Raw genomic sequence first — 20,901 nt, forward strand, 5'->3', positions numbered from 1 at the left:
AACGGAGAGGACGAGAGAGGAGGATCTCGCCCCGCCAGGCAATCCGGATTGCCTGATAGCCTTCAGAGGAGGGATCCCACCCCACTGGGCCAGGCCCACCACCCCGGCCATAAAGGGGAAGCGGATGCTTCTGCTCGGAATCGGCCGAGGGCTCCGCAGCACGTCCAAAGGCCTCGGATGGGCTGTCCCCATTTACTGGAAGGCTTCACATGGTGCAGCCCGGGCGCTTCACCAGACCCGGCCAATCAGGCCCTTGAGATATTCGGATTCGGGGAACGAAAGACGGATAGGGTGGTCTGGACCCTGGGAGAGCTTCTCCAGGATCTGGACCTCCCGTCCGGCGTCCTCGGCGGCGGCGAAGACGATCTTCTGAAAGAGCTCTAGGGAGACCAGGCCCGAGCATGAGAAGGTGATCAGCAAACCGCCGGGGCGGATCAGGCGCAGGGCCTGGAGATTGATATCCTTGTAGCCACGGGCCGCGCGGTTCAGGTGAGCCTGAGCATAGGCGAACTTGGGGGGATCCAGGATCACCGCGTCGAACCGCCGCCCGACAGCGGCAAAGCGCCGCAGCATCTGAAAGGCATCCCCCTCCACGTTCTCCACCCGCCCCGGATCGAAGCCGTTCAGCCGGATGTTTTCAAGGGCCAGTTGCAACGCTTCCCTCGAGGTATCCACGTTCACCACCTGTCGGGCTCCGGCGGCCAGGGCATAGACCGCGAAGGCACCCGTATACGAGAAGGCGTTGAGGACCTCCTCCGCGCCGTTGAGATAGGCAGCCGCCCGTTGACGGTTCTCCCGCTGATCGAGATAGAAGCCCGTCTTGTGCCCCCGCCGCAGATCCACATAGAAGCGAAGCCCATGCTCGGAAATGATCAGCCGGTCCGGCGGGGCATCGCCCGTGAGGAGCCCGCATCGGGGTGGCAACCCTTCCTTCTCCCGCACCTCCACATCGCTTCGCTCATAGATTCCCCGAGGCTGGAACTGCTCCTGAAGCAGACGAACGAGGAAAGGCTTCCAGCGTTCGATCCCCAGGGTGAGGGACTGGAGAACCAGGAAATCGTTGTAACGGTCGACGATAAGCCCGGGCAGTCCATCGCTCTCGGCGAAAACCAGACGATAGGCGGTGGTGCGCTCCTCCAGACGCAGGGCTTGGCGAGCCTGGGCTGCCCGCTCCAGGCGCTGCCGCCAGAAGGACACATCGATCGGCTCTTGGGGGTCCCAGGTGAGCAGGCGGACCAGGATCTGGGAGCGACGGTTGAGATAACCCCGGGCGAGCCATTCGCCCTGGAAGGTGAAGACCTCCACCAGTCCGCCATCCTCCACGGGTCCCTCCAGGCGGCCCATGGCTCCCGAGAAGATCCAGGGGTGATGACGACGAACCGGCCGGTCGTGTCCCGGTTTCAGATAAAGACGGGCGGATGCGTTGGGAAGCTCCATGCGGGACTCCCGGAGGTGGGAATCTCTTCACTATTTTGCGCTCGACGTCTTCGTTCGGGGAGCCGGCTCGGAGGTTGCCCCTCGCTCCTCCGCTGGGCCACAATTCAGAGACAACGGGAACCGGGAGGGGCATCCCATGGCCTATGTGCGGTTCCTCCGGGTGCTGGGTTTCGCAATGCGACTGCTGACCCATGTCGTGGTATGGGAGCTTCTCTTGCGACGGCTGCGCCCTGCATGGGTTCAAGGGACAGCGCCCCGGCGCTATCGAGGCTGGGCGACAGCGTTCCGGGATCTGGCGATGCAGCTGGGCGGGGCGCTGATCAAGCTGGGCCAATTCCTGAGCGCGCGGGTGGATGTGCTGCCGGATTTCGTCATCGAAGAGCTGGCCCAGCTCCAGGATGAGGTGCCGGCAGAGCCCTTCGAGCGCATCCGTCCGGTGATCGAGGCCGAGCTGGGGAAACCCCTGGAAGTCGCCTTTCGGTCCTTTGAGCCTGAGGCCGCCGCCGGGGCTTCCCTGGGGCAGGTCCATCGGGCATGGCTTCTGGATGGAACGCCGGTGATGGTGAAGGTGCAGCGGCCGGGCATCGAGCGGTTGCTCGCCGCTGACTTGGCTGCCCTGACCGCTGTTGCGCGGATCCTTTCCCTGTATCCGGCCCTGCGCCGGCGGGTCCATCTGGACCGCCTGTTGCAGGAGTTCGCCCGCACACTGGCAACGGAGCTGGATTACACGGCGGAGGCCCGGCATGCGGAGCAGTTCGCCCGAAACTTCGCGGACGATCCGGGCGTTCGCATTCCGCGGCCGTTCTGGTCCCATATCCGGCGGCGGGTGCTGGTCCTGGAAGATGTCACCGCGATCAAGATCACGGATCTCGCCGCCATCGAACGGGCGGGCATCTCCCGCGTGGCCGTCGCCCGGCGGCTCTACCAGACGTATCTGCGGCAGGTCTTCTACGATGGCTTCTTCCATGCCGATCCCCACCCCGGTAATCTCTTCGTGGAGCCCCTGGAGGGCGAGGTGCCGACCGATGAGGGTCGTCCTTTCCGACTGACCTTCGTGGACTTTGGTATGGTCGGGCGGATCTCCCCGGAGGCCCGCCGCTGGCTGCGGGAGGCGGCCATGGGTCTGGGGACCCGGGATGCGCGGCGGATCGTCCGCGCCATGCATGCCCTGGGGTTTCTGCTGCCGGGGACGGATCTAGAAGCGATCACACAGGCGGTGGAACGCCTGCTCGACCACATATGGGGTCTTTCCATGGGGCAGCTCCGGGAATGGTCTCTGCGGGAGGCGGAGGCGCTCTTCCTGGAGTTCCGCGAGCTGCTGCTGCGCTTTCCCTTCCAAATCCCCCAGGAATTTCTGCTGCTCGGGCGCACCCTGGGATTGCTGGCCGGGCTGGTCACCCGCCTGGATCCAGAGTTCAATCTCTTCGCCGAGGCGGAACCCTTCGCCCGGCGTCTGCTGGAAGAGGAGGCGCCCTCTCTGTCCGAGCAGGTCTTCGAGCTCATACGCCCGCTGCTGCGGATCCCCTTGGATCTGGGGCGCTTCCTCGAGCGGTCCCTGGCCGGGGGGATCCGTTGGGAGGTAACATTCCCGGAGGCCCGGGAGACACTGATTTTGATCGCGGAGGGGTTTCAGCGGCTGGTCTGGCAGATCACCGGGTTCGTCTGGGTGCTGCTGGCGCTGTTCGCGTTCGCGAATCAGCAGCCCACGCTGGCCGGAGTGTTGTTCGGGATCGGGGGGTTGTGGCTGCTGTGGGGGCTCCGCCCGCTGCGACGGCGGGGGTGAACAACATCAAGATTCGATCTGCGAAGAACGCAGTGATCGCGAAAGCATCTTCCCCTTCCGGGTGCTCCGGGATGGGAGACCCACATTCCACAACCAGACAGATCCGGCACCGTATCGGGTTCCCGGATTCAAGAGGGTCGGGGGCCAGTCTGCGCCCGCTCGTCCTCCTCCAGCCACGCGTCCAGCGCCGCGCGCAACGCCAACAGGGTTTCCCGACGGGCGGCGTGCAGATGCCGCCAGAAGCCTTCCGGGAGCATCGCCTTCATGGCCTCCCGAATCTCCTGGGAAGCCGCCCGCAAATGGCTCCGCGCCTCCTCTGGCCATCGCTTCCGCGCCTCGGCCATGCCTCACCCTCCGGAAGGTTTTCATATTGATTTTGACCGGGAAACGGAAGTCATGCAAACCCATTGGGCCAGCGGTTTCCGGCGGCCGAAATCTCCGGTCATCCTTCGCCGACCGGCATGCTCTCCTCGAGGGGACATTAGGGATCCGGCTCTGATCCTTCGAAGGCCTGGCGGTGGACCGCGCGGAGCCGCTTCGGAGAGACTCGGGCGTAGCGCCGGGTAGTGGTTGGGGAGGCATGCCCCAGCAAATCCTGAACGGCAGCCAGATCGCCCGTCGCCTCCAGGATCCGTGTGGCGAAGTAATGGCGGAATTGATGGGGCGTGATGGCTTCCTCCAGACCGGCCTCCCGGGCCAGGACTATCAGCGCCCGCCGGACTCCCTCCGGGGTCAGGGGGCGCACTGCATTCCCTGCGCCCCGATCGTGCCGGGCAAACAGCGGCCGGTGATCCACCGTCTTGCCCCGGGCCCCGGCATCCCGAGCCTGCAGATAAACCTGAAGGGCCTGCACGGCGGCACGATCCAGGAACGCCAGCCGCTCTCTCCCGCCTTTCCCGTGGCGCACCCACAGGATTCCCTGAGCGGGGTCGAAATCGCCCCGCCGAAGGGCCACCAGCTCGCCCACCCGGATCCCGCTGCTGCGCAGGACCAGGAGCAAGGCGAGATCCCGGAGGCGAAGGAGCTCCTTCCGGCGGGAGCGCGCGGGCGGCCGGGAGCGAGCTGCCTGGAGCAGGGCCTCCAGCACCTCTTCCCGGGGGAGCCGGGGCAGGGGAGGGGAAGGTCGCCCCCGCTGCGATCGCAGCTCCCGCACCAGCCGGCGGGCTTCTTCCGCCGGCAGCCCCCACAAGCCTTCATCCAAGAGGAAGTTCACCCAGCCCACCACGGCCGCCAGATAAGTCTGGCGAGTGGCCGCTGGCAGTGCCCGGCCTTCCTCGCGGCATCGCCCCTCCAGATAGGTGATGAAATCCCGCACGATCCCGGGGTCCAGATCCGCCGTTGTGCGCTGATCGGGATCTATATCGAACACGGATAGATATTCCAGGAAACGCTGAAGGGCGGTTCGATACGTCTGGATCGTGCGGGGACGCCGGCCGTAGCGGACGGCCAGGCCCTCCAGGAAAGCCAGCACCGCGCTGCGCAGGCTCAGGGCCTCGGTCATGGATCCCCCTGCTGGAAGCGTTCTGCACCCTCCGGCTTGCGCCGCCTGGAGGCGTCGGCGACCGCTGGCCCTGCCACCCCGGAGCCTCCTCCCCTCGGGGGGTAGGGGAACCATGGATCCTCCATCGCGATGCCGTCTCCGGGTCCTCGGGGTCGCGAGGACTACTGGAGCGATCGCCGGCTCTATGATAAACCCGCCGCGGGACCATCCCGGGGGAGGAGCGGGGGGGATCGGCGGGGGCATGGGGCTCCGGGGCCATTTTAGGTTTGTTTAAGGTATCTTATACAAACCATATAGGGCTCATGGCCGATGCCCCTACGCCGCGTCCTCCGCCCCAGGATCATCCTTATATGAGGGCAAAGGCCTGATGCAAACAGATGAGATCGCGGGGATGCGTCGGCCGAACGGCTTTCCGCATCGGCGCAGGCCAACGCCCGGTGCCTAGCCCCGATTCAGATAGAGTCGATCTCTACAATCAGCTCCTCAAAAAGAGGAGCGATGACGGTTTGTCCCTCCACCGGAACAGGACGCCCATCCGCATGGGCACGGGCCAGAGCGACCCCATGGATCTGAAACCGAAGACCCTCCTCGGGCCACGGGAGATCCCCATCCCATATGCGGCGGATGCGCAGCGCCCTTTCCTCCCACCGCCCGTGAAACCGATCCACCCGATAAGGACCGAATCCGTCCCCGGCGTCCTGATACAGGATGCCCTCCCCTTCTCCCTGGGATGGCCAGTAGAGGTGCAGGCGGAGGCCGTCCTCCGCCATCGGCAGGATGCTTCCTGCCCGGACGAAGACCGGGATGCGCTCCAGAGGAGCTTCCACCTCCACAACCCCCGGGCCAGCGAAGCGCCGATCGCTCCAGAAGTCATACCACTCCCCTGCCGGAAGAAACACTGCTCGCGAGCGCGCTCCTTCCTCCATCACCGGCGCCACCAGCAGCGCGGAACCCAGGAGAAACATATCCTCGATCTCCCAGAGGGCTGGATCGCTCGGATCCAGCCAGAAAAGCGGACGCGCGAGCGGCGCCCCGGTCTGCGCCGCTTCCCAAGCCAGAGTGTAAAGATACGGCAGTAGGCGGACGCGCAGGCGGAGGAATTCCCGGATGATGGAGAGGGCTGGCTCGCCGAAGACCCAAGGCTCACGCCGGGGCGTGCCCTTCGCCGCATGGTTTCGGAAGAAGGGCATAAACGTCGCCGCCTGGAACCAGCGGACGAAGAGCTCCACCGTCGGCGCCCCGCTGAACCCCCCGATATCGGGTCCGGTATAGGGGATGCCGGAGAGGCCCAGGCCGAGAACCGTAGGAATCGTCTGCCGCAGCGCCATCCATGTGCTCTCTATGTCTCCCGTCCAGTTCCACGCGTAACGCTGGATCCCTGCCCATCCCGAGCGGGTGAGCAGAAAGGGGCGCCGCTCCGGACGCAGCCGTCGCAATGCCTCCCACGCCGCGCGATTCATCAGCAGGCCATACAGATTATGGGCTTCCCGATGATCCCCTCCCCGCCCCTCCATCGCGTGGCGTACCCCACGGGGGAATGTGGGTTCCCCCCATGCAACAAAGGTCGTGGGCTCGTTCATGTCATGCCAGAAGCCCGCGACGCCCATCTCGACGAAGGATCGATACTGATCTCCCCACCACTCCCGGACCGCCGGATCGGTGAAGTCAGGGAAGACGCACCAGCCTGGCCACACCAGCCCGCGGTAAACGGTCCCGTCCGGCAGACGGCAGAACCGGCCGTTCGCCATCCCTTCCCGATATACGGTGTATCCCGGATCCACTTTCACCCCCGGGTCCAGAATCACCACCGTTCGGATCCCCTGCCCTTCCAGCTCGCGGATCAATCCGGGGAGATCGGGGAACCGTCGGCGATCCACGGTGAACACCCGGTAACCGTCCATGTAATCGATGTCCAGGTGGATCGCATGGAGCGGGAGATCGCGGTCCCGGAACCCCTGAGCCACCGCCCGCACCTCCTCGGCGCTCTCGTAGCTCCAGCGGGATTGATGGAAGCCCAGCGCCCAGCGGGGCGGCATGGGAGGGCGTCCGGTGAGGGCAGTGTAGCACGCCAGCGCGTGATCGGGAGGTCCTATACAGATGAAATAGCGCAGCGCTCCCCCCGCGAACGTTAGGCAGGCCACATCCGGCTCGGTCGCGCCCAGATCGAAGATCGCCTCAAAGGGGTTCTCATAGAAGACCAAGTAGCTTCCCTCCGGGCGCAGGCTGAGCCAGAGGGGAACGCTCAGGTAAAGGGGATCCGCCCCGGGACCGTAGCTTCCGCCGGGATTACGGTTCCACATGCGGTAGATCCGGCCCCGCCGGTTCAGGGGGGCGGCGCGCTCGCCCAGGCCGTAAATCCGCTCTTCCGGGTCCAGCCGGACTCGATGGCGCCACGCTTGCCCGGCACGCGCCGGCGGCTCTTCCTCCCGCCAGATCGTTCCCGAAGGATCCCGAAAGCGGATCCCTCCGTCGGTCCGGATCTCGATGCGCATCCCCGCGCTCTCCAGGGACCATCCTTCCGTGTGCCTCTCGTGGGAGACCGACACCTCTGTCAAGCGCTCCCGGACCACCGCGTAAGGCGGCGGGAGGACGCCGGGGGTCCAGGTGAGGCGGACGACCTCTGGAGCCAAGAAGCGGATCTCCAGCTCGGCGTCCGGCCCAGCAAAGCAGGCGCCGTCGGGAAGGCTGGTCATCGTCTCCAAAGGCCTCACGATCGGCCATGCCGCGGGGGTGGCCGGCGGGACTCGGCCTTCCCATCGATCTCGCTCCCGCGCCGCACGCACGGCCCGGAACGCGGTGCGCAGACCCACAAAGCGGAGGGTCAAAAGGGCTTTCCGGAGATCCATTTGGAAGTAGTCTCCCTTGGGATTTCTCACGCATACGGCTCCCATGATACCGGAAGACCGACGGTTCGCCGAGCGGCTGTTCGCTTTTACAATAGTTCGGCGATGATCCGATCGAGGAGCGCCTGTCCATGCCTTTCCGTTCGGTCTTTCGAAGCCTTCAAGCAATCTCTACGGCCATGCCCATGCCATGGTGGCGGGAATCAGCGGCAGATCGTTCCCGCATCCTGCGTCGGTTCTGGTGGGATGGGGTGCTGGCCCGTCTCTCCGATGCGTTTGTGGTGGATTACGTACCTCTCTTCGCCCTGACCATGGGCGCCGGCCCTCGGGAGATCGGGTGGCTGAATGGCCTGGCCCAGCTGATCTACGCGGCCCTCCTGATCCCGGGGGCCCGCCTGGCCGAGCGCTGGGGCCATCGTAAGGCGTTGGTGATGGTGTCCGTAGCCCTCGCCCGGGCGAATCTCTTGCTCTGGGCGCTCATGCCGTTCTTTCTCTCCGGCTCTCCGGCGGTCCGCCTGATCGTCCTCACAGGGGCATTGCGCGTGGGCTTGTGGGGATTGGGATTGCCGGCATGGACCAGCCTGGTGGGCGACTGGGTGCCGCGGGAGATTCGAGGCCGCTATTTCGGCTGGCGGAACATCGGCAGTGGACTGGCGGCCCTGGCCGGGGTTGCAGCTGCCGGCGCCATGATCACCGCCCTCGGCGGCGTCCAGGGTTACCAGGCCGCCTTCGCCATCGCTTTCCTGGTGGGGGGGATCGGATGGATGTTGTTCGCCAGCATCCCGGAGATCGGCTCTGGCATGGTGCGAGGCAAGCAACTGCCTCCGTGGCGCCAGGTTCGACAACAACCAGCATTCCTTCGCTATCTGGCCATGGCCGGGGCATGGAACTTCGCCGTCTTCTCGGCCGGCCCCTTCTTCAACGTCCACCTGGTTCAGAATCTAAAGGCAGATGCCCGCACGGTTGGTTTGCTCTCCATGGTGTCGACACTGACGGCCCTGATCGGCCAGTGGGTCTTCGGGCGCTGGAGCGATCGTATCGGTTCCCCTCGGGGGTTGCTGTGGGCAGGCGTCTGGATCCCCTTGCTCCCATGGGCCTGGCTGCTGGCCCGCTCGCCGTGGCACGTCCTCCCGATCAACGCCCTGGCCGGCTTCCTGTGGGCCGGCTTCGAGCTGTGCAGCCTGAATACCCTCCTCACCTTCTCGCCTCCGGAAACCCGGCCCCGCTATGCGGCGCTTTACAATCTCATCTCCGGGATATCGGCAGCCCTGGGGGCCGCGACGGGGGGATGGATCGCCGCCAGATGGGGTTTCTATCCATTGTTTGCCCTCTCGGGATTCGGACGCGCTCTGGCCATTGGCATTTATCGTTGGAAGGTTCTCCCCTGCCTTTCAGAAGGAGACTTGCAAAAACCGTCGGGTTCAGAGAGAGATCGATCAGAGCTTGTTCCCTCCGGATGAGCAAACGGGTGCGCAGATCGGTATCCCTACCCTTCCCGCAGCCCCGTGAGGGCGATGCCCCGGGTGAAGTAGCCCTGGAATAGGAAGAAGAGCAGCAGGATCGGCACGCTGTTGAACATCGACCCGGCCAGGACTACCGAATAGACCGTGTAATATTCCCCCTTGAACCAGCTCAGGCCCAGGGGCAGGGTGAAATGCTCCGGGGAGTTGAGCACGATCAGGGGCCACATGAAGGCGTTCCACTCCCCCTGGAAGGTGAAGAGGGCCAGCGTCAGCAGGGCTGGCCGGCTGATGGGCAGAACGATGCGGAAGAAGATCGTGAACCATCCGGCCCCATCGATCATCGCCGCCTCCTCCAGCTCCCGGGGGAGGTTCTTGTAGAATTGGGCCATCATGAACACCCCGAAGGCCCCGGCAATCCCTGGCACGATCAGGGCCATCAAGCTGTCCAAGAGCTTCATCTGACGGATGATCAGAAAGTTCGGGATCAATGTGACCTGGCCAGGGATCATCATCGTGACCAGCATGGCCCAGAAGAACAGATCCCGCCCCGGGAAGCGGAGCCGGGCGAAGGCATAGCCCCCCATGGCGCAGAAGAGGGTGCGGACCACCGCCAGTAGCCCGGCCACGAAGGCGCTGTTGAGCATCCAACGGGGGAACAGGTGGCGGAACTCGGTGACCACCTTCAGGTAATTTTCCAAAGTGAAAGGGATCGGCAGGAGGAATGGCGGCTCATAGAGGTGCGTAAGGGGCTTGAGGGAAAAAACTACAGTCAGGAAGAAAGGCGTAGCGGCGACGACGGACCATCCGATCAGGATCCCGTAGAAGATCGGCTTCTTGATCTGATCCCACCATGCGAACTCATCCCGATAGCGAACGACGGGCTTGGCGGGGGCCACTGCCTCCACAGCCATCTCACACCTCCGCTGGACGCTCGATCAGGCGGCGCTGGATCACGGTCACGATCAGGATCATCCCAGCCAGCACAAAGGCCACGGCCGAGGCCCGTCCCATGAAGGGAGTGGTGCTCTGGAAGGCCCACTTATAGATCAGGTAAGCGATCGTGGTCGTGGAATCCAGCGGTCCCCCGGCCGTCATCACGTAGATCTGGTCGAACACCTGGAAGCAGCCGATGACCCCCATGGTGACGACGAAGAAAATCACCGGGCGGAGCAGGGGGATGGTGATGTGACGGAGCATCTGCCACCGGTTCGCCCCATCGATCATCGCCGCCTCATAGTAGGTGATCGGGATGTCCTGGAGGCCCGCCAGGAAGATCACCATCATGGTCCCCGTAGTGGCCCAGATGTTCACGATCATGATCGTGGGCAAGGCAAAAGTCGGGCTGTTCAGCCAGTCGATGGAGAGGCCCAGGATCTGATTGATCACCCCCGTCTTTTTGAACAGCCACAGGAAGATCAGGCTGATCACCACCGAGGAGGTCACCGAGGGGACATAGAAGAGGGTGCGGAAGAAACGGCGGAACTTGATCTCCTGATCCAGAGCGAAGGCCAGAAGCAGGCTGATCACCGTCTGCACCGGCACCACCACCGCTACGTATTTCAGGGTGTTGGGGATCGCCTTCTGCAGGAACAAGGTATCCCGGAGCAGATAGAGATAATTCCCCAACCCGATCCAGCGAGGCGGGCTGAACAGGTCGAAGTAGGTGAAGGAGAGATAGAGAGCGTAAGCGATGGCGAAGACGTTGAAAACCAGGAAAACGAAAAGATAGGGCGAGAGCAGGACGTAAGCGGCGACCCACTCTCCTAACTGACGGCGACGGATCCGGGGCATCCTGTCCTCCCCTCCGATGATGCGGGGTGGGCGGGAGCTCATACCCGCCCACCCCACCGAATGCGCCTTGCGGCTTACTGTTGCTCCTTGAGGGCCTTACGGACCTCCTCGGCGGCCTGCTTGAAGCTGGCCCCCACATCCTGGCCCTCCAGGTAGATCCGCTCCAGGGCCTTGCCCATCTGCTCGTTCACCACATCGCCTCGCAGGCCCCACATGAAGGGCGTGCCGAACTCCGCCCCTTTGAAGATGACCAGGGATTCCGGATGGGTCTTGAAGTATTCATGCTCCCCCAGTTTGGCGCGGGACGGCAGGGCGAAGCCGGTGGAGAGCACCACCGTCTGGCTCTCCTCGCTGGTCAGGCACTCGATGGTCTTCCAGGCCGCCTCCGGGTTCTTGCTGTTCTTGGAGATCACATAGGCCACGGTGAAGATCAGGTTCCCGCGCCCCTTGGGACCCTTCGGCGGGAAGGCGGCACCCCACTTGAGGTTTGGGAACTGCTCCCGGAGGTAGGGGATCAACCATCCGCCCTCAAAGACCATCGCCAGCTTCCCCTGGCCGAAGGCCGTCCCCTGCCAGTCCACCCCCACGTCGGACGGGATCGCCCCGATCTTCTCCGCCCGGAAGGAAGTGTAGAACTTCGCCGCCTCGACGACCTCTGGGCTGTCCAAGAGCGTGTCTTTGAAATCCGGAGTCATGATGCGCCCGCCGTTCTGGAAAACGAAAATCGGGAAGCGCCCGGGGTCGGCCGGGACGCCCAGGCCATAGATGCCCTTCGCCGGATCCGAAAGCTTGCGGGCAGCGTTCTTCAGATCATCCCACGTCCAGTTCTCATTCGGCTCCGGGATCCCCGCCTTCGCGAAGAGGTCTTTGTTGTAGAACAGGGCCAGGGTGTTGAAGTCCTTGGGGATGCCGTAGACCTTGCCGTCCGGCCCAGTGAAGGCGTCCATCAGGGTCTTGATGAAGTCCTCCTTCTTCACGCCGGACTTCGCCATATAGTCATCCAGGGGCACCAGGACGCCCTTGGAGGCGAAGAAGGGGAACTGGAAGATATCCATATAGTAGATATCGGGCTCCGCGCCGGAGGCGACCAGGGTCTTGATCTTGGCCCAGTAGTCCCCGGTGATCGGCTCGTATTTGACGACGATATCTGGGTTCTTCAGAGAACAGCGATAGAGTAGAGATTCCAGCAGGGCCGTCTCCTGGGGGTTGGCCGCCCAGCCGGAGAGCCGCACCGTGATCTTGGGCTTCTCCACCTCCTTGGTGACCTCCACCCGGGTCACCACCACCTCCCGGGTGACCGCGGGGGTGGGCGTGGCCGCCGGCGCGCAGGCCGTCACGGCCAGAGCGAGAACAACGAGCAGGAGCAGGAGCCTTTTCATGGCAGCCTCCTTTTAGATTAGAATAAATTGGTTTGGATCCGTCGCGCCTCACCCGGCGCGACCGTGAGCTCCCCTTCCATCCGAGCGATCCGCAACCGTATGGCAATGGGTTCCTCGGTCGGATTGCGCAGCGAGACCTCGAGATGATTCCGCCGGCGATCCCATTCCCCGGAAAGGAGCAGGCCGTGGGCCCGCCAGTTCTCCCAGGCTCCCCTCTCCCAGATCGCCGGCAGGCTCGTCGCGATCCGAATCCCATCTTCCCGGGTCTGAACTACCAGGTGGTGCAGCGCGGTGCACAGGGCCCCATGAGCCGTCCCAAAATACTGCATGTTCCATCGCCCTTCGTCATCCACGGTCTCCGCGATCCCTCCATGCATGGAGAAAGCGGGGCGGATCTCATGCAACGTCTGCCATGCCCCTTCCCCATCGCCCTGCCATGCCTGAATGGTGGCCAACACCGCAGCAGCCCATGGGAACCCCCACTCGTTGTTCCCATGGCCCACCATGCGTCCGGCATATCGCTCGCGGTAAGCTCGAACCGTCTGGATCGCCCGCGGATCTTCTGGCGGGATCACTTCCATCGGGTAGATGGGGGCCAAGCTGCTCATGTTGAGATGGTTCTCCTCCTCCGAGGCCTGGAAATAACGCCCGTTGTAGAGGCGGTCCAGGGTGCGGCGCAGCCCGGCAGCGGCTTGGGCGCTCCGCTCGATCCGCCCATCCGCCCGGCCCAGCAGACGGGCGGCCTGGACATACCGTTCCAGCAGCCGGATCGTCCCCGCCAGGGTGATCCCTTCGTTGCGCACTCGCACCGGCCGCTCATCGACCCCGACCATCGGGCGGATCTCGAAGCCACGCGGTGTTTCTTCCACCACCGCGTGCAGGAAGAAAACCGCCAGCCCTTCCAGCAGCGGGAAAACCACCTCAAGGAGGCGGCGGTCTCGGGTGAACGCGTATGGCTGGAAGAGCATATTGGCGTAGGCGGCGTTGTTATGGACCTGCTCCTTCTGGTGCACCCAGATCCCGTAGGCTGGCTGGCCCTGGTGGGTAAGCTCCCAGTCCCATTTCAGGCCAGGGGCGTTGAAATCCTCCCGGGCGTGGCGCTCGGCCGCCTCCCGGGTGTGCAGGAAGAAGCGGATGGCCGCCTCTCCCTCCGCGGTATGGTTGGCCTCCAGAAGCGCCCGGTGAATGAAATAAGCATCCCAGAACAGGTGAGAAGACCAGGTCAGCCGCAGGTTGCCCACCGGGAGCCCGCCCGAGATCGGGTTCTGGATCGCCTTGAACAAATACCGGCTGGTCCGGTAGACCCGATCGAACACTGGATCCGGGAGCTCAAAACGCGAGGTGGCGAAATAGTCCCGCCAGAACGCTCGAGTGCGCGCATGAAGCACCTCCGGCCCCTCAGCCATGGCATGAGGGATGACCTCGGTGTCCAGCGGGCCCGCATAATCATCGACGATGGTGAAGTAGTGGGTGAAGGCAGTCCCCTCCCCTTCCAGCCACCAGACCTTTCCCTCGCGACCCCCGCCCTGGGCCTCCGCCAGCGCCACTTCGATAAAGCCCTGATAGGGACCCAGGCGGTAAAACGCCGCCGGACGCCCATCCAGGAAGGTCAGGGCATCGAAGGGATCCGTCTCGTGGCCTTCCTCTCGCCATACGCCTGGTGCAGCCCGGACCCGCAGGCGAACCGGTCGGTTGAAGCGATAGCGGATCACTAAGAGCGGACGGTCCGGGCACAGGAACGTGGTGACCTCCGCCCGAGCCACCCGCCAATCCACCGTCGTGTAAACCGTTCCCTCCTCTGGGATAAAGGTCTGGGTGAACCCCTGGACCTGCCCGGCCTGGCCCTCCACCTCCACCTCGTAAGCGGTGTAACCCAGGGGAGCCAACTCCGCCCATGGCTTCCCCGTCTTCGGCAACGCCGCCGCGAAGGGCGGGCGGCGCGGAGGCACTACATCCACCAGGCGGTCCTCTGGATAGTAGCGATCGGACTTATACCACTGACAGCGATCCAGATAGGGGTGCCAGCCATTCGGCGGGCGGTCCGGCACCATCGCCCCGGTGTAACCGATCAGCACCCCGTCATGCCCGTTCCCCAGAAACGCAGGATAGTAATCCCGTGGCAGCCGCATCCATCGCTCCGTTCGAAACGTTTCAGTTTCAAGGACAGGAAGAACGCTCCGTGCGACCTCCGGGAGCGATTCAGGCGGATTCCCGGCGGATCAGGGTGGGCGGGATCAGGGTGGGAGGTAGGGATTCACCGTTCACCGCGGCCAGCCAGGCGCGAACCAGGGCCCGGCCGATCTGGTCCATGGGCTGGCGCAGCGTGGTGAGGGGCGGATGGGCTTGCGCGGCCATCGGGATGTCATCGAAACCGATCACCGCGACATCCTGCCCCGGCGTCCGGCCAGCCTCATGGAGGGCGCGCATGGCTCCGAGGGCCATCAGGTCGGTGGCGGCGATCAGGGCGGTGAACCGAGCGCCCTCCCGCAGCAGCGCCCACGCCGCCTCGTAGCCGCCTTCCATGGTCAGGCGGGTGATCCGGACCAGGGTCCCATCGAAGGGGAGATCCGCCTCGCTCAGCCCTTGCTGGTAGCCCCGGAAGCGGTGGTAGGCGAAGGTGAAAGAGAGGGGCGGGCTCAGGTAGGCGATGCGGCGGTGCCCCTTCCCGACCAGGAAGGCCACGGCCTCCCGCATCCCGGCCGCGCCGTCCACATCCACCCAGGGAAACTCACCATTGCCCTCCACACGTCCGAAGGCCACGAAGGGGATGCCGGCCTGCAGCAGGTGCGGGATGCGGGGATCCTGGCGCTGGAGGTCGATGAGGAGGAAGCCATCCACCCGTCGGCCTTTATAGAGGCGATCGATCAGGCGGAGATCGGCAGTGGGGTCCTGACATGTGGCGATCAGGAGATCGAGGTGGTGATCCGCACAGGCATCCCCGAGGGCATGGATGAGCTCGAGGAAGAAGGGGTCGCTGAGGCGGCGCTCGCCGGTGGGAAGGATCAGGCCGACGGTATCGGAACGGCGACGTTTCAGCTGTCGGGCTCCGGCGTGGGGATGGTAGCCCAGCTCGGCGATCGCCCGCAACACCCGTTCCCGGGTCTCCGGCCGCACCGGCCCGGAATGATTTAGGACGTAGGAGACAGTCGCCGGGGAGACCCCCGCCCGCCGGGCCACATCCCGGATCGTCGCCATCTCCCCCTCCCCTGCCGACTCATGGGGATTGAATCGTTTCAATCCCAGGATAACAAAAACCAAACAAACTGTCAAGGGGGCTGGGGGCGAGTCTTCCCCGGCCCGCTCATGCCCCGAGCTGCGTCCCACCCCTCGAGGGATGCAGAGAGCAAGGTCCGCGTCCAGGGCGGCGCCGAAGGGGAACACCGTTGGGCACCAGACATCCCCGTCCTCATCGATGGAGAGCTGGGCCAGGTTATAGGTATGGTTCGACGGGTGGACTGCGCGCAGCGCCTCCAGGCTCCGGTTCTCCAGCCTTCGCCTGCCGAAAAGGAGGTAGATGAGGAGGCGGCTGATCTGGGGCCGGTTGATTCCTAAAGCGGCGCCTTTCCAGAAAAGCGGGGCGGGCGCTTCTCTCGCAGGGCCTGGAGGCCCTCCCGGGCGTCCGGAAGCCGAAAGCCCAGGAACTCCAGGGCAGTGGAGACATCGAAGATCGGCCCGGCCATCCGAAACCAGTTGTTGAGGGCATATTTCGTCCAGCGGATCGCCGAGGCGCTCCCCTGGGCCAGGCGCCGGGCGATCTCCAGCGCCGTTTCATAGGCTTTCCCATCCTCCACACACAGGGAAACCAGACCCAGACGCTCGGCTTCTTCCCCGGAGATGGGCTCATTGAGAAGTAAATAGTATTTCGTTTTGGCCATCCCCATCAGCAGCGGCCAGACCAGCACCGCATGATCCCCTGCGGTCACCCCCAGACGCCCATGTCCATCCAACAGCCGTGCCCCGCGCGCAGCGACGGAGATGTCGGCCAGCAGAGCAACGGCCAGCCCCGCCCCCACGGCTGGCCCCTCGATCGCCGATACGATCGGCTGGCTGCAGTGGAGGATGTTGTAGACCAGATCCCGCGCCTCTTTCCAGACCCGCATGCAGGCCTCGGGATCCGACATGATCTCCTCAATCAGCGCGAAATCTCCGCCCGCGGAGAACGCATGGTCGGATCCTCGAACCAGGACCACCCGGATGGAAGGATCCGCATCGATGTCCCGCCAGACGTAGGTGAGCTCCCGGTGGGCGACCGCATCAAGGGCATTGAGGGCTTCGGGCCGGTGAAGGATGATCTCCAGGATCCCGGGCTCAGGCTCCTGGAACACCAGGCGCTGGTAGGCGGAAGTCCAGGTCGGAGCCATCGTCGAGACCTCCTCCCTTACCTCCCCGATTCGGGGAGGGAAAGCGTCAGGAAATCCTCCCGAGGGGGCTGGAAGACATCAAAGGCCAAGGTTTCTTCCAGGAATGTGACTTCATGCTCCATCCCGGATGGGATATGCACGATCTCCCCGGGGCCCAGATCTTTTTCCTCGCCGGCCATCCGCAGACGGATACGGCCATGGAGGACCAGGGTGATCTGCTCGTGGGGGTGGGCGTGCGCCGGGACGGTCGCGCCGGCTGGGGCTTCCACCCGGACCACCATCACCCGCTCCCCCGTGAAGGGGCGCAGCGTGAGCGCGCCGGCCATGAACCCGGGCAGGGTTTCGGTCTGTGCCCACTTCATCGCAGAGCCTCCAGGATCGTGGGAAGATTGTGCAAATGGGCGACGAAGCTGCCCGCTGCCCTTTAATCGATGGAGCGAGCCGTTGCGAGCATGGTCGTCCGCTTGCGCTCCAGCGCCTCCAAGAGGGTTTCGTAAGAGCGGCGGAAGGCGTCCACCCCTTCCGCCTGCAAACGCCCCAGGATCTCCTCCAGATCGATGCCCAGCCGGGCCAGCGCGCGGAGATCCGCTTCCGCCTCTTCCCAGCCCTCTAGGATCGTATCCCCCGGAACGCGACCATGGTCTTCGAAGGCCTGCAAGGTCGCCAAGGGCATCGTGTTCACAGTGTCCGGGCCGATCAATCCCTCCACGTATTTCACATCGGAGTAGGCCGGGTTCTTGGTGCTGGTGCTGGCCCACAGCACCCGCTGGGCCCGAGCTCCCCGGGCAGCGAGATCCGGAAAGGCATGGGGGAGAAAACGCTCCCGGAAGCGCCGGTAGATCCGTTTGGCCACCGCGAGCGCGATCCGCCCCAGAAGGGCGCGCGCCTCCGGTGTCCCCAGGGCCTCCAGCGCGCGATCCACCGCGGTATCGATGCGGCTGACGAAGAACGAGGCCACGGAGGCCACCGATGGGAGGTCCCGGCCGGCTTCCGCCCGGCGCCGCAGGCCGCGCCAGTAGGCCTCTGCCGCCGCCTCATAATGGGCAGGAGAGAAGATCAGGGTGACGTTGACGTTCACTCCTTCAGCGATGAGGTCCTCGATCGCCGGGATGCTGGCGGGGGTGGCCGGGACCTTGATCATCAGGTTCGGGCGGTTCACGGCATGCCACAACCGCCGGGCCTCGGCGATCGTCCCCGCCGTGTCGTATGCCAGATGGGGCGAGACCTCCAAGCTGACGAAGCCATCTGTCCCTCCGGTCGCCTCATAAACCGGGCGCAGGAGGTCCGCGGCCATGCGGATATCCTCCACCGCTAGGGCTTCATAGAGGGCCGCCGTTTCGATCTCGGGATCCCGGGCCAGAAGGGCATGGAGCGCCCCATCGTAAGCCGGGCTGGTGGTGATGGCCCGCTCGAAAATGGTCGGGTTGCTGGTCACTCCGGTGATGCCGCGCTCGATCCAGCGGGCCAGCTCTCCTTGGGTCAGCCATTCCCGCCGGATTTCATCCAGCCAGACCGACTGGCCGCGGGCGCGGAGCTCATGGAGAGAAGCCATAGTTTATTCCTCCTCGGGATGACCCGAACATAGGCTTTTCATTCTCGCTTTCCATGGAGGCGCCATGAGGGGACAGAAGGATGAACCTGCCGAAGCGGGGAACACCCGTGCTGGAGAGGACCTGGCATCGCCCTCTCCAGCACGGCTTGTTGCTCACTCAGGCCCGGGCGCCGGCACGGATGGCTTCAAGGGCTTTGGCGTAGTTGGCCGCCACCTGATCCCAGTTGACCACGTTCCACCAGGCCTGCACATAGTCCGCCCGCCGGTTCTGGTATTTCAGATAGTAAGCATGCTCCCAGACGTCCAGGCCCAGCAGCGGGATGAGGCCTTCCATCACCGGGTTGTCTTGGTTAGGGGTGGAATGCACCACCAGCTTGCCGAAGGTCGTCATGCTAAGCCAGGCCCAGCCGCTGCCGAACCGGCCCATGGCCGCCTTGGTGAAGAGGTCCTTGAAGTTCGCGAAGCTGCCGAAGGCCTTGGCGATTGCTTCCGCCAGAGCGCCGGTGGGCTCCCCGCCCCCGCCGGGTTTCATCAATGTCCAGAACATGCTGTGATTCAGGTGGCCCCCGCCGTTGTTGCGCACCGTCTCCCGGATGTCCTCAGGGACGCTGGGAAGGTTCCGCAGGAGGGTTTCCACCGGCACGTCCTGGAGCTCCGGGTATTTCTCCAGGGCGGCGTTGAGGTTGTTCACGTAGGCTTGGTGATGCCGGGTGTGGTGGATTTCCATGGTTTGGGCATCAATGTAAGGCTCCAGCGCATCATAGGGGTATGGAAGCGGAGGAAGGGTGTGCGCCATGATGCACCTCCCAGTTTAGGATCCACAGGGTTATTTTAATGCGGATCGCGGAAGGGCTCCACTTCCTAAGCAGCTGAAATCCGAGAAGGTGGCCCCCAAACCGTAAACCCTTAGTTCAACCAACGCGCTCTCTCCGGGATGGGGCTTCTGGCCTCATCCCGGACTCTTAGGCTTTGTCCCCACGCACCGGCATATTCTCGCTAAAGGTGAAGGAGGCCAACATGGAAGGTGAACGCGTAGGCACGGTGACGTTTGGAGGCAAGCTCTTGACCGTCCTGGGCGATCCGGTGAAGGTGTGGGCGCTAAGGCGCTGGAATTCACGGTCATTGACGTCGCTGGAACGAGGAGGCCACCAAGCTGGGCGATGAGGTGGTCGTCCTCACCATCAGCGTGGCGTGGCCGGCATGGATCGGGTTATCCCCTTTCCGGACCACCGGGATCTGTCCTTCGCCCGGGCTTATGGTACATACGTGAAGGAGTTGCGCCTCGAACAGCGGGGGGGTGTTCATCGTGGACAAGGACGATGTTATCCGCTACGTCGAGTACATTCCGGAGATCGGGCAGCACCCCCACTACGAGGCAGCCCTCGAAGCGCTTCGCCAGGTGCTGGACTCATAACGCCAGCTTCCCCTGCGCGTGGCCCCCGCGCTCCCAACCCACGGAGCCAGGAGCCGCGTTTTATGGCTCAGGCGGAAACAGGGCGGCCTTCCCTACTCCCACGTGCGGCGGTCCACCAACGGTTTTGCGTCCTCAGGCAAGGTGCCCGGCGCCACCACCTCCACGTTCACCCGTAACTTGATGACCTCCCGCAGCGCGGCCGCCAGCTCGTCAGGATGCACCCGCGCGCCGGGCTTTGGCTCGACCCGGACGGTGAACTCATCTTGATGACCCACACGCGTGACCACGCCCTGGTAGCGGGCAACTTCTGAGCGGCCGGAGAACACTTGCGCCAGCTGTCGGGGGTGAACGAACATGCCCCGCACCTTGACGCCCTCGCCAACTCGCCCTAAGAACCCAACCAACCGCGGGGACGTCCGACCGCAGGGGCAAGGAACAACGTTGAGCGCTGACAGGTCCCCGGTGCCAAAGCGCACCAGGGGATAGACCGCGTCCGGCCGGGTGATCACCACCTCGCCGGGTTCGCCGGGGGGCACCGGCTCCCCCGTAGCTGGGTTCACGATCTCCACCACGATACCGGGGGCGATGTGCCAACCCGCTTTTTCGCTGCACTCATACGCAATGTTGCCCACATCCGCGGTTCCATACCCCTGGTACACGTCCACCCCGTAATCCTCTTGCAGAGTGCGTCGTAGGGGCTCTGGCAGGGGCTCGCCGGTGACAAAGGCCCGTTGCACGGATAACGCGAGGCCCTTCTCCTGGGCCCGCTGCAGGAGCGTCAAGAGAAAACTCGGCGTGCCCACGTACCCGGTCACCTGCATTTGGGCCATCATGGTGACCTGCCATTCCGTATTGCCCACCCCCCCCGGAACGACGACGCACCCGATGGCGCGCAAGCCCTCCTCCATCATGGCGCCAGCAGGCGTCAAATGGTAAGCGAAGGTGTTCTGCACGAGGTCGCCTGGCCGGAAGCCGGCCGCCCATAAGGCCGGCGCCCACCGCCAATAGTCTCGACGGTCCCCTTCCGGCTCGAAGATGGGGCCGGGCGACATGAAAATGCGCCGCAATTGGCTCACCTCCACCGCCAACATGCCCCCGAAGGGCGGGTGCTTGGCCTGCAGTTCGGGCAAGGCATCCTTGGCCAAGATGGGAATGCGCGGCAGGTCCGCCACGCCGCGAATGTCATCCGGCATCACGCCGGCCCGCTGCATGCGGCGCAACACCTCCGGCGCGTGGTCGTAGGCGAAGGCCACGGCCTCCCGCACCAGTCGATCCTGATACGAAGGCCATGCTTCCCGGGGCATAGCCTCCACCTCGGGATCCCAGTACGGCCTGTCATCCCCCATGGCAACGCCTCCTCACCCAGGCCCGGTTCGA

Annotated in this window: 16 protein-coding genes; 2 read left to right on the plus strand and 14 right to left on the minus strand. The window is 64.6% G+C overall.

Annotated elements, in window-relative coordinates; all coding sequences use genetic code 11:
* Window positions 1-228 precede the first annotated feature (228 nt).
* Window positions 229-1,437, minus strand: coding sequence for a class I SAM-dependent rRNA methyltransferase (locus ACFMO3_RS00505; RefSeq protein ID WP_376788470.1), 1,209 nt, complete (start codon window positions 1,435-1,437; stop codon window positions 229-231).
* Between the two features lie 136 nt (window positions 1,438-1,573).
* Here ACFMO3_RS00505 and ACFMO3_RS00510 point away from each other — a divergent pair, with 136 nt between their 5' ends.
* Window positions 1,574-3,220, plus strand: a complete 1,647-nt coding sequence (locus tag ACFMO3_RS00510; RefSeq protein ID WP_376788471.1) for an ABC1 kinase family protein — start codon at window positions 1,574-1,576, stop codon at window positions 3,218-3,220.
* A 128-nt stretch (window positions 3,221-3,348) separates the two neighbouring features.
* Here the strand turns inward: ACFMO3_RS00510 and ACFMO3_RS00515 are convergent, their stop codons facing one another.
* The 3 genes from ACFMO3_RS00515 to ACFMO3_RS00525 all read right to left on the minus strand — a co-directional run bounded on the left by ACFMO3_RS00515 (window position 3,349) and on the right by ACFMO3_RS00525 (window position 7,567).
* Complete coding sequence (locus ACFMO3_RS00515; protein WP_376788472.1) at window positions 3,349-3,564, minus strand: hypothetical protein; 216 nt, start codon at window positions 3,562-3,564, stop codon at window positions 3,349-3,351.
* A gap of 137 nt (window positions 3,565-3,701) precedes the next feature.
* Window positions 3,702-4,721, minus strand: coding sequence for a tyrosine-type recombinase/integrase (locus tag ACFMO3_RS00520; RefSeq protein WP_376788473.1), 1,020 nt, complete (start codon window positions 4,719-4,721; stop codon window positions 3,702-3,704).
* Between the two features lie 452 nt (window positions 4,722-5,173).
* Window positions 5,174-7,567 carry a TIM-barrel domain-containing protein gene (locus ACFMO3_RS00525; protein ID WP_376788474.1) on the minus strand — a complete coding sequence of 798 codons (2,394 nt, stop codon included), beginning with the start codon at window positions 7,565-7,567 and terminating at the stop codon, window positions 5,174-5,176.
* 128 nt (window positions 7,568-7,695) lie between these two features.
* Here ACFMO3_RS00525 and ACFMO3_RS00530 point away from each other — a divergent pair, with 128 nt between their 5' ends.
* Complete coding sequence (locus tag ACFMO3_RS00530) at window positions 7,696-9,024, plus strand: MFS transporter (RefSeq protein WP_376788475.1); 1,329 nt, start codon at window positions 7,696-7,698, stop codon at window positions 9,022-9,024.
* Window positions 9,025-9,050: 26 nt separating this feature from the next.
* Here ACFMO3_RS00530 and ACFMO3_RS00535 read toward each other — a convergent pair whose 3' ends face one another.
* The 10 genes from ACFMO3_RS00535 to ACFMO3_RS00580 form a co-directional block, all read right to left on the minus strand.
* Window positions 9,051-9,938, minus strand: a complete 888-nt coding sequence (locus ACFMO3_RS00535) for a carbohydrate ABC transporter permease (RefSeq protein ID WP_376788476.1) — start codon at window positions 9,936-9,938, stop codon at window positions 9,051-9,053.
* Between the two features lies 1 nt (window position 9,939).
* A complete protein-coding gene (locus ACFMO3_RS00540) occupies window positions 9,940-10,818 on the minus strand; it encodes a carbohydrate ABC transporter permease (RefSeq protein ID WP_376788477.1) in 879 nt (292 codons plus the stop codon).
* Between the two features lie 74 nt (window positions 10,819-10,892).
* Window positions 10,893-12,197, minus strand: a complete 1,305-nt coding sequence (locus ACFMO3_RS00545) for an ABC transporter substrate-binding protein (RefSeq protein ID WP_376788478.1) — start codon at window positions 12,195-12,197, stop codon at window positions 10,893-10,895.
* Between the two features lie 17 nt (window positions 12,198-12,214).
* Window positions 12,215-14,326: a hypothetical protein gene (locus ACFMO3_RS00550; protein WP_376788479.1), complete on the minus strand. Its 2,112-nt coding sequence runs from the start codon at window positions 14,324-14,326 to the stop codon at window positions 12,215-12,217.
* A 70-nt stretch (window positions 14,327-14,396) separates the two neighbouring features.
* A complete protein-coding gene (locus ACFMO3_RS00555; protein ID WP_376788480.1) occupies window positions 14,397-15,392 on the minus strand; it encodes a LacI family DNA-binding transcriptional regulator in 996 nt (331 codons plus the stop codon).
* 353 nt (window positions 15,393-15,745) lie between these two features.
* Entirely contained in the window at window positions 15,746-16,558 is an 813-nt protein-coding gene (locus ACFMO3_RS00560) for an enoyl-CoA hydratase/isomerase family protein (RefSeq protein ID WP_376788481.1), read from the minus strand.
* Between the two features lie 17 nt (window positions 16,559-16,575).
* Window positions 16,576-16,920, minus strand: a complete 345-nt coding sequence (locus ACFMO3_RS00565; RefSeq protein ID WP_376788482.1) for a cupin domain-containing protein — start codon at window positions 16,918-16,920, stop codon at window positions 16,576-16,578.
* A 62-nt stretch (window positions 16,921-16,982) separates the two neighbouring features.
* Window positions 16,983-18,110: a transaldolase gene (tal, locus tag ACFMO3_RS00570; protein ID WP_376788483.1), complete on the minus strand. Its 1,128-nt coding sequence runs from the start codon at window positions 18,108-18,110 to the stop codon at window positions 16,983-16,985.
* A 157-nt stretch (window positions 18,111-18,267) separates the two neighbouring features.
* Complete coding sequence (locus ACFMO3_RS00575) at window positions 18,268-18,906, minus strand: superoxide dismutase (protein ID WP_376788484.1); 639 nt, start codon at window positions 18,904-18,906, stop codon at window positions 18,268-18,270.
* A gap of 710 nt (window positions 18,907-19,616) precedes the next feature.
* Window positions 19,617-20,870: a phenylacetate--CoA ligase family protein gene (locus tag ACFMO3_RS00580; RefSeq protein ID WP_376788485.1), complete on the minus strand. Its 1,254-nt coding sequence runs from the start codon at window positions 20,868-20,870 to the stop codon at window positions 19,617-19,619.
* Window positions 20,871-20,901: the final 31 nt, after the last annotated feature.

Source organism: Thermoflexus sp. (assembly GCF_042408815.1).
Classification (GTDB): Bacteria; Chloroflexota; Anaerolineae; order Thermoflexales; family Thermoflexaceae; genus Thermoflexus.